We start from the raw sequence: 11408 nt of genomic DNA, 5'->3' as shown, positions 1-11408 counted from the left end.
CCAGCTGGCCATAATGTTCGCAGGGCGCTTCGACGCCTGACCGTATCTGAAAACCGCATGGGCCAGGTCAGATACACAGAGTTTCAGACACTCCCGGACAGACCGAGAATAGCGCCCACGTCTCGCGGGTCGCTGCGTACGAGAACCACGTCCGCAGATTCAACAGCCACATCCGTGCCTGCGCCGATGGCAATCCCGAGATCGGCCACCACGAGCGCAGGCGCGTCATTCACTCCGTCGCCGACCATGGCGACAGAGAGCCTTCGCGCTTGGAGTTCCTCGATCTTTTGCGATTTCTGATCAGGCAGCACTTCGGCGAAGTATTCAGTGATTCCGAGTTCCTCGGAGACCGTTTTTGCGACGCCCTCGGCGTCGCCGGTGAGCATGATCGAGCTGATCCCGAGGGATTTGAGTTCGGCGATGGCCTCCTTCGATTCCGGACGGACGATGTCTGCCAGTGCAAAGAGGGCTCGTGGCTCGCCGTCGCGGACGAGAACGACGACTGTCTTGCCCTGTCCCTCCAGATGCTTGAGGCTGTTATGGGCGATGGCGTTGCCCTGCCGTGCCAGGTGTCCAGGGCTGACGATACGCACATCCTGGCCGTCCACCTTGGCCACAATGCCTTCGCCGGTGATGTTACTGACGTCGGTTGCCCTAGGGATAGGAATCCCGCGGTCCTTCGCCTCGGCCACGATGCCGTGAGCGATCGGATGCTCGGACTGGCTTTCGGCGGCGGCGGCGAAGCTGAGTTCCTCGTTTTCGTCGCCATCGGCAAGCAATACGATATCGCTGATACCGAAACGACCCTCAGTTAATGTGCCGGTCTTGTCGAACACGACCGCGTTGAGATTGCGCGCCCGCTCAAAGGCTGCGCGGTCGCGGATCAGCAGCCCGTTGCCGGCCGACAGCGACGTGCTGACCGCGACGACCAGCGGGACAGCGAGACCAAGGGCGTGGGGGCAGGCAACGACCATGACCGTCACCATGCGCTCGATGGCAAACTCGAGGGGTGCGTCGAGGAAAAGCCACCAGACGAACAGTGTGCCGAATCCCACGATGAGTGCGATGTAGGTCAGCCAGGCGGCCGCACGGTTGGCAACGTCCTGGGTCCGCGATCGCGTCGCCTGCGCCTTCTTTACCAGTTCGATGACCTGCGACAGATAGGTGGCGTCCCCTGTCGCCGTTACCTTGATGGTGACAGCGCTGGCCCCGTTTATCGCGCCGCCGATGGCGGCGGCACCGACCCCCTTGGTCACGGGGCGCGATTCGCCGGTGAGCATGGCCTCGTTGAAACCGGACGAACCCTCAATGATCTGGCCATCGACCGGAACCTTTGCACCCGGGCGTACGATGACCTTGTCACCGGGCTGGAGGGTTGAGATCGGTACCTCTTCCGACGTTCCGTCAGCCTTGATCCGCGTGGCTGAATCCGGAAGGAGCCGCACCAGTTCCTCGAGCGCGCGGGATGCTCCCATGACCGAACGCATCTCGATCCAGTGACCGAGCAGCATGATCGCGATGAGAGTCACCAGTTCCCAGTAAAGTTCTTGGCCCGGAAAGCCGAACGTGACGGCGACCGAAAAGAAATAGGCAGCCGAGATTGCAATCGAGATCAGGGTCATCATGCCGGGCTGGGGTTTGCGCAGCTCGGAGGTAAAGCCCGTCAGAAACGGCCATCCGCCATAAAGATACGCAATGGTTGAGAGCACGAAGATGACGTAGCGGTCGCCAGGGAACGCCAGAGTCTCTGCGATGCCAAGCCAATGCTGGATCATCGGCGAAAGCAACAGGATCGGCGGCGTCAGCGCCAGAACCAGCCAGAAGCGGCGCCGGTAGTCCGCCACCATCGCGCCGTGGTCGTGTCCGCCGTGCCCGGCATGCTCGGAATGGCTGGAGCCGGTGGCGGCAATAATCTGGGAGTCGCCGCGTTGACCTTCACCATCGCGAGGCGCGCTCGCATGCGCCTGATGGTTCTGATGGCCATGGTGGTGGGCGGGTGGAGAGCTCATCAGTTGTTCCTATCGTTACTCGTGCGGCAGAGCCGCGAGATGACGTTGCTCTTGCGTATCCGTGTGATGCTGGCAGAGCGGCGACCGGCCGGGCCGTATTGCGGCGAGCGATCCCCTGGCCCTGGAACAGGTGCTTTCCGGTCGAAGCCATCTCCTCGTGAAGTACGCGGTTCGCATCCGCGACAGGAACGGGGTCAGGGCGGACATCGATCAGCCTCGGCCCAGTGCATCGGCTATCCTTGCACCACGTTCGAGCGGATTCTCGTTGATGCATTGGCGCCCTGCGAACGTCGCTCCTGGGCATGTGGCCGGTATGGCCACCTTGCGACATCGCCATGCTTGTGCCTCCTTCTTGCCCTGTAAGGACGCCGACATCCGGCGTCCTCTGCCATCGCATGGCCTATGCGCTGACCGCGAACTCGGTCATCATCCCGGTCGCAAGATGCGGCATGTGGTGGCAATGCAGCATCCAGCGCGCCGCCTCGCCGGCGTCGAGCGCAACATCGATCACTGACATCGGCGGCACGTAAACCGTGTCCCGCCGAGGGCCTGAGACCGCACGTCCATTCAGCCCGACGATCTGGAACACATGCCCGTGCAGATGCATCGGGTGGCCCATCATCGACATGTTGTGAAACGACAGAACGACACGTTCGCCGCTGCGCGCGGCGACCGGCCGATGCTGGCCCCAGACAGCGCCGTCGATCGTCCACACGTAGGGCTGCATCGAGCCCCCGAGCACGACCACCTGGCTGCGCTCGACGGCCCGTTCCGGCAAGGCGTCGAGGGCGACCAGCCGCGATTCCTGGGCAAGGTCGGTGTCGAAGGCGGGTGCCTCGGTGTCGGCGAGCGCAGAGATGCGCCGCACTTCTGCCCCTTGCGTGGCGAGGACAAGGCCGGTGCGCTCTCGCGCGCCTTCGCGCAACGCGAGGATCGGCCAGGCGCCGCCCTCGTTCGGCAGATCGATTTCGAGATCCAGACGTTGACCCATGGCCAGCCCGAACCGGCTGCCCGAAACGGGCTGAACGGCATGTCCGTCTACCGCGACGAGCCGGCTCTGTGCCGTCCCGGTCTCGATCCAGAATACCGTGGCTGCGGCGGCATTGATGACCCGCAGTCGGATACGGCCGCCGCGCTCGACCTGCACCACCTCGGGGTCGGACAGGGTGCGATCGTTGGCGAGATAGGCGTCCCAATCATAGTCGTTGAGGTCCATGGCCATGCCGCCCTCGCCAGGCATGCCGCCCATCGCCATGTTCCCCATCGGCATGCCGCCCGACGCGCCGTGGTCCATGCCCGGCATTGCGCTCATGCCTCCCATGGGCAGGCCAGGTCCTGCGCCGTGCCCGCCGCCATGGCCGTCACTGATCTCGGCCAGAACCTCCTCGGGGTGCTTGAACGAAAAATCGTGCAGGAACAGCACGACCTCCTGCCGATCGCCGGTCAGGTCGTCCGGCGACCGAACGATCAGCGGCGCGGCAAGAAGTTGCATCTCCTGGATCGGCACATGGCTGTGCATCCAGAATGTGCCTGGCAGCGTCTCGAAATCGTAGTAACGGGTCTCGCCCGGCGCGAGAAGGGGCAACGGCATATCCGGCACGCCGTCCTGTGCGTTGGGCGGGAGCTGGCCGTGCCAGTGGATGATGGTGCCCACGTCGAGATCGTTGGTCAGGTCGACCCGGAATCTCTGTCCGGGGTCGAGAACCAGACCCTGGCCGCCCGGCCCGGCAAGGCCGAAGACCGTGGCCGCGCGTCCGTCGATGTCGAGCGTGCGGGTTGCGGCAGACAGGGCAAGAGGCGCTGGCGCCTGCGCCATGACCGCGCGAGGAAGATGAGCGGTGGCGAATGCCGCCGCACTTGCGGCAAGAAAGCCGCGTCGTGAAAGGGGGTTCATTGTTGTCTCCTCGGGACATTCCTGTCCCGCTCGTCAAAAGCGATGGAACGCGGCGGGCCAGGGCCGCGATGCGATCAGAGGAGACGGAGTTTCGGAGGGCGTTTGTTCAGGCCAGGCGCCCGGCTAGCAGGGATCGTCGCGGAAGGCAGGTCCTGGTTGGCCAGCCCGTAGTCGCGTAGGGCTTCCCCGCCTGGCGACGGCACGAAGACCGACAGACCCGCGCAAAGGACCTCACATGCTCCAACCTGTGCTGACGCGCAGGGCTGTTCGTGGTCACAGGAATGCTCACTGTTCATGGCCTGCATCATCTCGCTGACATGAACAGCGTGATCGGGCTCGGCGCTCAAGCCAGCCGCATGCGCGGAAGTCACCGTCGTCATCACGGCGATCGCGAGTATGGCAAGCATGGTGACGAGCCGGGCGAACATGCCTGGACGATAGATGCTGCTCACGAAACTGTCCAGTGTCGCAGGCAACTCGCTTCTGGTAGAGGCTGACTTCTGGCGTGACGCCGACCGATGTTTCGTTGTCAGCGGAGACGTGGATCGAAGCTCAGAGGCAGTACAGTAACGTCAGGGGAGATGGCAGGCGGCCGGGTCAACGGCTTCATCCACCAGTCGAAAGGACCCGGACACCTATACTGCGCGAAACTCTCGGTGTTCTCCATCGAGGTTACCAGATAGAAGGGGAATATTGGGATCGGCCTGATGGGAGAAACCTTTGAGAACAATGTTGGTAGGATCGTTCATGGTGTACTTGGCGCGTGAAGTACGCTCGATCTTGGCGCTGGCTCGAGTCTTCCATCGATGAATAATACTGCCTCCAGTTCTCCGGATCGAGTTCAAGACATTACGGACCGACTAAACAGGAACTGCTTATGCATCACATTGGACATTTCAGCGCTGCGTGAAGCGCTGGAGCGTGAGGCCGGTGACCCCGCGTTCTTCGAGACGTTTATCCGGCCCAAGGCGCACCTGTTCTCGCAAGTGCCGGTATTTCTTTCGGCGGTCACCGTGGACGAGATGCGCGAGATTGCATTGGCTGTCGAGACCACCGCCCAACTCGCGGCATATAAAGCCGCGGTCCTCTCCTGGGGGCCGGAAATCGCTCAGGTGGATCACGGCCCTCTCGGGGCGCTCATGGGCTATGACTTTCATCTTGGCGAAGACGGTCCCCGGTTGATCGAGATCAATACCAACGCCGGCGGGGCATTTCTCAATGCTTTTCTTGCAAGGGCGCAGCGCGCGTGCTGCGCTGAAATGGATATCCCCGCCACGCCACAATCCTTTGAAGATGCGGCGTTCCGCATGTTTCAAGAGGAATGGCTTCGGCAGCGGGGAACGGGCGCGCCACAACGCATCGCCATCGTCGATGACAGTCCGCCGGAACAGTATCTCTACCCCGAGTTCGTGCTCGCGCGGCAAGTTTTAGCGGCACGAGGCATCGACGCGGTCATCGCCGACGCCGGTCGACTTCGCTATGAGGATGGTCGGCTCAGCCTCGATGGAAAGACGATCGATCTGGTTTACAACCGGATCACCGATTTTGCCTTCGATCAGCCCGAGCACAAGGCATTGCAGGAAGCCTACCGGGATGACGCGGTGGTCGTGACGCCAAATCCGCATAATCACGCTCTCCTTGCCGACAAGCGTAACCTTTCGCTTCTTTCGAATCCCGCGACACTTGAGGCATGGGGAGTCGACCCCGGGATTCGCGCCCAGCTTGCAGCCGTTCCACGCACCGTCCTGGTCGATCCCGACAATGCTGATGCACTTTGGAAATCCCGCAAGAACTTGTTCTTCAAGCCGACCGGCGGACATGGAGGCAAGGCGGTATATCGCGGCGACAAGCTGACAAAAGGAGTCTGGGCGGAGATCGCGGAGGGCGGATACGTTGCTCAGACGCTGGTCCGCCCCAGCGAGCGCATGATCAAGATCGACGAGATTCCACAGACGCGCAAAATGGACGTGCGACTGTATACCTATGATGGCCAGGTGCTTCTGGTGGCCGCGCGCCTTTATCAGGGCCAGACCACGAACTTCAGGACGCCAGGGGGCGGGTTCGCGCCGGTGTTCGTGATCTGAAGCGAGAGCTGGTGGGGTGAACCAGGCCTTTCGGGATGGACAAGGGTGGCGAGCGCCGAGCACGCGAATGGAGACTGCATTTCAGGCCTTCTCCGGATTGAAGGCCAGAAGCCGCAGCGCATTGGGTGTGACAAGTACCGTCGCGCCGGCACTATGGCGCAAAGGCGCTAGATCAGTTTGCTCTGCCTACCAACTTTGGACCGCCCGAAGGTGGAGTTTCCGGGCTTGTGCTCTGCCTACCAACTTTGGACCGCCCGAAGGTGGAGTTTCCGGGCTTGGTCACGACGACGGGCTGGTGACGCCGTCGGGAAAGTGCAGCGCGCTCGGGACGTTGTAGCCGATGGCGCTATGGGGTCGGTCATCGTTGTAGTGTCTGCGCCAATGCTCCAGCTTTTCGGTCGCATCGGCAAGACTCATGAACCAGTGGGCGTTCAGGCATTCGGACCTCAGCTTGCTGTTGAAGGCCTCGATGAAGCCGTTGTCGGTGGGTTTGCCGGGGCGTGAGAAGTCCAGGGTGACCTGCCTGGCATAGGCCCACAGGTCGAGGTCGCGGGAGATGAACTCGCTGCCATAGCATGTTCGGAATGACGCGCTGAAGAAGGCTATGGCCGCGCGCGAAGTCAACAATTCGCGCGAGCCGTGCGGCCATAGCCGGGGCTCAGGTCTCTATGGTGGTTTTGCGAACCACACCACGGAGGAGGCCCGGCCATGACCAAGGTCCATGATACGACGGATGCCCGCGTTCTGGTAGGCATCGACATATCAAAGCACCGCCACGAGGTGCTGATCGCCGTTCCCGGCAAGACGCGCCGTCGACGGATGACGGTGCTGAACACCGCGGCCGACTACCAGCGCCTGATCGAGGTCCTGCGCGGCCTCGAGTTGCCCGCGACGATCGGGTTCGAAGCGACCGGTAATTATCACCGTGCCTTGATGTTCGCCTTAGGTGAGGCGGGTTTCGATCTGAAGCTCGTTTCCTCCGTGGCACTCGCCCGGACCCGGGAAGCGCTGCACAACAGCTGGGACAAGAACGACCCGAAGGACGCGCAGGTCATCCTGCACATGCTCCAGATCGGCGCCGTGCAGGTCTTCCACGACCCTCTGGTGGCCGGCACCAGCGACATCCAGGAGCTGTCGAAGACCTATGAGATGGTCGCGCGCGCTAAGACCGAGCTGTGGCAACGCATCCTGACCCATTACCTGCCGCTCTACTTCCCGGAGGCCGACCGCTTCCATCGCAGTTCACGGGGCGACTGGTTCCTGGCGTTCCTTGAGGCTTTCCCGTCGCCGCACATGATCACGGCCATGGACAAGGAGAGCTTCATCAAGGCGGCGTGGCCGGTGATCGGCCGGCGCGTGAGCAAGGCCGCCCTTCTGGCCGATATCTACGAGACCTCAAGGACTTCCGTGGGTCTGCCCGTGGCGCCGGACTCGGACGCGATCCGCATGTTCCGCCTCGTTCTGGCGCAGGGGCGCAGCCTCATCCAGAGCCGCAACGCGATCGAGGCGCGCGCTGTCGAGCTTCTCGGCGATGATCCCGATTACCAGCTCCTGCGCTCAGTCCCCGGCATCGGCCCGATCAACGCGCTCGCGGTGCTGGCCGAGGCCGGGGACCTGCGGCGCTTCCGGCATCACCGCCAGTTCCTGAAGTTCTGCGGCATGGATCTGGCGACGGTGCAGTCCGGCCTGTTCCGCGGCCGGAGCAAGATCTCGAAGTATGGCAACGCCCGCCTGCGCCGCACGCTCTGGCTGGCCAGCCAGGCCGCCGTGCTCAAGCCGGCCAACAGCTTCCGCGACAAGTTCGAACGCTACATCGCACAGGACCGGCATAATCCGGATCTGCGCCGCAAGGCCTACACCGCCATCGCCGCCAAGATGGCCCGCACCATTCACGCCGTGATCAAATCCGGCGAACCCTATCGTCCCTTCTTCGAGGGGACGAGCCCAGGCGGAAGGACCCCTCTCTGCAGAGCCGTGGAGGCAGGATCCTGACCTCGTAGATAATGTTCGGGCCTTCCGCTTGGGAATTCGGATCTCGTCTTGAGGACGGTGAGGGCGGCGCGATGGCCGACCCTGTATTTGCTATGGAAGAGACCACTTCTTGACGGCGGAGCCCGCCTGGGCAACCATCTTCAGGGTATCCGGTCGCTCGGATGCCCCGTGATCTGATGCCTCAAGCGGCAAATCCTTCCCGACATAGGACGTAGCCGACCCTGATAGTATTCGGGTAGCCGACCTTGCGGCAGATCCGTTCGAGCGTCTGGACCACATCTTCCCCGCGATATTGGAACCGGACATCCGCCGCCGGACAGTAGCGGGAATGCGTATCGACAATGGTGAGGATCCGCAGCTTCCTGCCCAGGGCCAGTTGGTCGTGGACAAAATCCATCGCCCAGACATCGTTCGGTCCGACGGCTTCGGCGCGGTCATCACGCAGCTTCGCCTTGACCCGGCGCTTCGGCGTCTTGTTGCGCAGCTGCAATCCCAACGTCCTGTAAGCACTGTAGACCTTCTTGATGCTGACATCCCAGCCCTCGCGCCTGAGGACGACGTGAACACGGCGATAGCCGTAGCGCACGCGTGTCTCGCAGATCTCCTTGATCCGCCGTTTCAGTTCTGCCGGATCGGTGCGGCGGGACCTGTAGTGGTAGCTCGAGCAGTCGAACCGGAGGGCCCCACACGCCCTGCGGATCGAGACCGCCCAGTCTGCGCACATCCCGCGGACCAGTTCACGCGTCCGCTCCGGCTTCAGAGTTTTCGGCGGACGACATCCTGGAGCATTTCCCGGTCGAGCGTCAGGTCCGCCACGATGCGCTTGAGCCGCGCGTTCTCGTCCTCGAGCTGCTTGAGCCGCCGCATCTCGTCGGGCAGCAGGCCGCCATACTTCTTCTTCCAGGCAAAGTAGGTCGACTGGCCGATCCCCGCCTTGCGGCAGATCTCGGCCACCGGCGTGCCCTCCTCGCCCTGTTTCAGGATGAACGCCTTCTGCGCCTCCGTGAACTTTGATGCCTTCATCGTTCTCAGCTCCTCGCCCAGCCAGGGAAAGCCTAGCCGAAAACTCCAGCTTCAAACGGTCCAGTTTTCAGGCGGCAGAGCAAGTTGGCCTTCGCCCGCTACGCGCGCGACCTTGGGATTCCACTGGAGGCAATCCGCAATCTGTTCAACCTCGCCGACAAACCTGACCAGTCCTGCGCTGCGGCGGACATTATCACGACGAAGCAGCTCGCAGCGGTGAAGGTTCGTATTGCGCGGCCAACGGAGATGAAGTTCGAACTGGAACGGATGATCACCCAGTGCGCCCAAGGCACGATCGCAGATTGCCGGGTGATCGAGGTGCTGAGTCATCACGCGCTTTACGCTGAAGACCATTGTGCCAACACAGGGTCGGGGCTCCAGATGAATGCCATCTTGACATTCGCGGTCTATGCCGCCGCGGCACTGGCCGAGATTGCCGGATGTTTCGCCGTCTGGGCTTGGATGCGGCTTGGCGTGTCAGTGCTGTGGCTGGTGCCCGGCTGAATGCTCATGAACCGGGTCGCGCTCTCGGAAAAAGGCCTTCAAAGTTCGTCCTCCAGTCGATCCGCAAGGCTGCGTAGGACCTTTACCCGCGAAAAGCGCTTGGAGTTAGATTCCACCAGCGTCCAAGGCTCGGCCTCGGTGGAGGTGAGCGCGACCATGTCCTCGACGGCCGCGGCATAGAGTGGCCATTTCGCGCGGTTGCGCCAATCCTCGTCCGTGATCTTGAAGCGCTTGTGCGGGGTCTCCTTGCGCTCTTCGAAGCGGCGAAGCTGCTCTTCCTCGTCGATCGCCAGCCAGAACTTGTGCACGATATAGCCTGCGCGGGTGAGTTGCGCCTCGAAGTCATTGATCTCGCCGTAGGCTCGCGTCCACTCGGCGGGCGCGGCGAAGCCCTCAACCCGCTCCACCAGAACGCGGCCGTACCAACTGCGGTCATAGATCGCCGTATTGCCACGCAGGGGCACCTGGTGCCAGAAGCGCCAAAGGAACGGGCGCGCCCGCTCCTCGTCGCTGGGCGCACCGATCGGATGCACGCGCATGTGCACGGGGTTCAGGGCGCTGCGCAACCGGCGGATAGTCCCGCCCTTGCCGGCAGCATCGTTGCCCTCGAACGCGACGATCAGAGCGCGGTTGCGAAAGGCTTTGGACTGGGTCGCCGTGAAAATCCGCGCCTGCGCGTCGGCAAGCTCAGTCTCGTAGCTATCCTTGTCGAGGGTCTGACTCAGATCCAGGGTGGGCAGCACCGGCTTGCCGCTCGTTGCTCGGCGTGGTCTCGCCGGGGCTTTGCTGCGCCCCTGCGGCTGCCAGCGGGCGGCCGCCTGCAGTGTGTCGAGAAGGCGCCGGCCCACCTCAAGATCTCGCGCTAGCGGGTCCTCCGCTTCGACTATGTGCCAAGGAGTGCTGCTATCGGCAGTGTGCAGGATCAACTCGCGCGCGGCGCGAACCAAGCGCTTGCGCTCCTTCTTGGTGTCGATCTCCACCCATTCGCGCACCAGCGGGTTGTATCGGCTGCCCGGCGGGGCACCCGTCCTGATCTTCGTCCCGACGTTCTTGCTGTCGCTGAGCTGCAGCCAGAACTTCAGCAGCGTCACCCGCTCGGCGTCGAGCATGCTCTCGATGCGGTTGGCCTCCTCGATCCGGGCGTGGAAGATCTCCTCGTCGGCACCGCCGGTGGCCCGGTGCAAGAGGATCGTGTGATACCAGGATCCGATCATAACTCCGATGCGACCGCGCTGCGGCAGGTCCCGCCAGAAGGGCCAGGCCGGCGGGCGGCGCTGGTCACGGCGATCCGTGATATCATAGGCGAGCGTTGCGAGCGTACGCGGGTCAAGCCATTCGTGCAGTCGGTTCAGCACTTGTCCCTTGCCCGCGCCGTCAGCCCCGTTCAGCAAGATCAGCACGGCGCGGTTGCTGCGATCAGCCAGTTCGAACTGCGCGTCGAGCAGCGCCTCGCGCAGCACCGTCGCCTCCTTGACGAACCGCCAGGCTTGGAGTTGCCCGGCGTCAGTCCCGCTTGCGTCCTCATTCTTCATATCCTGGACCTGTCCCGGCTCTGTTCCGGTCAGGTGCTCATGTTAGGCGGCCCTCTGTTCGAAGGCTACGGGTGATTTCCAGCCGAGGGCCGAGTGTTTGCGGCGTGGGTTGTAGAAGCCGTTGATGTATTCGAATAGGGCGACTTCGACCTCGCGCCTTGTTTGCCAGTTGCGGCGCAAGGGTCGTGTCGCGAATGTGGTGGAAATTGCCTGGCGGCTCGCTTCGGGCATGTGAAGCTGGCTCCGATCAGGCGGCGAGGTCAAGTGGCATCGGCTGGAGGGGCTGAGTGAGGGTTTCCCAGCCGTCGACCTTGCGCATCTGGATCTGCCCTGAGGCCAGGAGCGCCCAGAGCAACATCGGCACGGTTTC

The 11408-nt window shown here is 63.0% G+C and carries 6 protein-coding genes and 5 pseudogenes; 4 read left to right on the top strand and 7 right to left on the bottom strand.

Features of this window, described 5'->3' with window-relative positions; genetic code table 11:
- Positions 1-83: 83 nt before the first annotated feature.
- The 3 genes from DPQ23_RS14645 to DPQ23_RS14635 all read right to left on the bottom strand — a co-directional run bounded on the left by DPQ23_RS14645 (position 84) and on the right by DPQ23_RS14635 (position 4355).
- Positions 84-2009, bottom strand: coding sequence for a heavy metal translocating P-type ATPase (locus DPQ23_RS14645; RefSeq protein WP_205961478.1), 1926 nt, complete (start codon positions 2007-2009; stop codon positions 84-86).
- Positions 2010-2409: 400 nt separating this feature from the next.
- A complete protein-coding gene (locus tag DPQ23_RS14640; protein ID WP_112875512.1) occupies positions 2410-3903 on the bottom strand; it encodes a multicopper oxidase family protein in 1494 nt (497 codons plus the stop codon).
- A gap of 74 nt (positions 3904-3977) precedes the next feature.
- Entirely contained in the window at positions 3978-4355 is a 378-nt protein-coding gene (locus DPQ23_RS14635; RefSeq protein ID WP_240602829.1) for a hypothetical protein, read from the bottom strand.
- 435 nt (positions 4356-4790) lie between these two features.
- On the opposite strand from DPQ23_RS14635, the gene DPQ23_RS14630 reads away from it, so the two are divergent.
- Positions 4791-5987, top strand: coding sequence for an ATP-grasp domain-containing protein (locus DPQ23_RS14630; protein ID WP_205961477.1), 1197 nt, complete (start codon positions 4791-4793; stop codon positions 5985-5987).
- A gap of 279 nt (positions 5988-6266) precedes the next feature.
- Here DPQ23_RS14630 and DPQ23_RS14625 read toward each other — a convergent pair.
- Positions 6267-6560, bottom strand: a pseudogene (locus tag DPQ23_RS14625) (integrase core domain-containing protein); the annotation flags it as partial.
- 135 nt (positions 6561-6695) lie between these two features.
- Between DPQ23_RS14625 and DPQ23_RS14620 the strand changes: the two are divergent.
- Positions 6696-7979: an IS110 family RNA-guided transposase gene (locus DPQ23_RS14620; RefSeq protein ID WP_112875510.1), complete on the top strand. Its 1284-nt coding sequence runs from the start codon at positions 6696-6698 to the stop codon at positions 7977-7979.
- 217 nt (positions 7980-8196) lie between these two features.
- Here the strand turns inward: DPQ23_RS14620 and DPQ23_RS14615 are convergent.
- A pseudogene (locus tag DPQ23_RS14615) lies at positions 8197-9002 on the bottom strand (IS3 family transposase); the annotation flags it as partial.
- A gap of 84 nt (positions 9003-9086) precedes the next feature.
- Here DPQ23_RS14615 and DPQ23_RS16210 point away from each other — a divergent pair.
- Positions 9087-9257 (top strand): annotated as a pseudogene (locus DPQ23_RS16210) (MerR family DNA-binding protein); the annotation flags it as partial.
- A gap of 126 nt (positions 9258-9383) precedes the next feature.
- Positions 9384-9503, top strand: a pseudogene (locus DPQ23_RS16240) (YnfA family protein); the annotation flags it as partial.
- A 41-nt stretch (positions 9504-9544) separates the two neighbouring features.
- Here the strand turns inward: DPQ23_RS16240 and pap are convergent.
- Positions 9545-11038 (bottom strand): polyphosphate:AMP phosphotransferase, encoded by a 1494-nt coding sequence (pap, locus tag DPQ23_RS14605; RefSeq protein WP_112875509.1) that lies wholly within the window; start codon positions 11036-11038, stop codon positions 9545-9547.
- Positions 11039-11080: 42 nt separating this feature from the next.
- A pseudogene (locus DPQ23_RS14600) lies at positions 11081-11215 on the bottom strand (IS3 family transposase); the annotation flags it as partial.
- Between the last annotated feature and the right edge of the window lie 193 nt (positions 11216-11408).

Source organism: Paracoccus endophyticus, assembly GCF_003286075.1.
GTDB classification, from domain to species: Bacteria; Pseudomonadota; Alphaproteobacteria; order Rhodobacterales; family Rhodobacteraceae; genus Paracoccus; species Paracoccus endophyticus.
The sequence above is the reverse complement of the archived record's forward strand: the minus strand, read 5'-3'. Positions and strand labels throughout refer to the sequence as shown.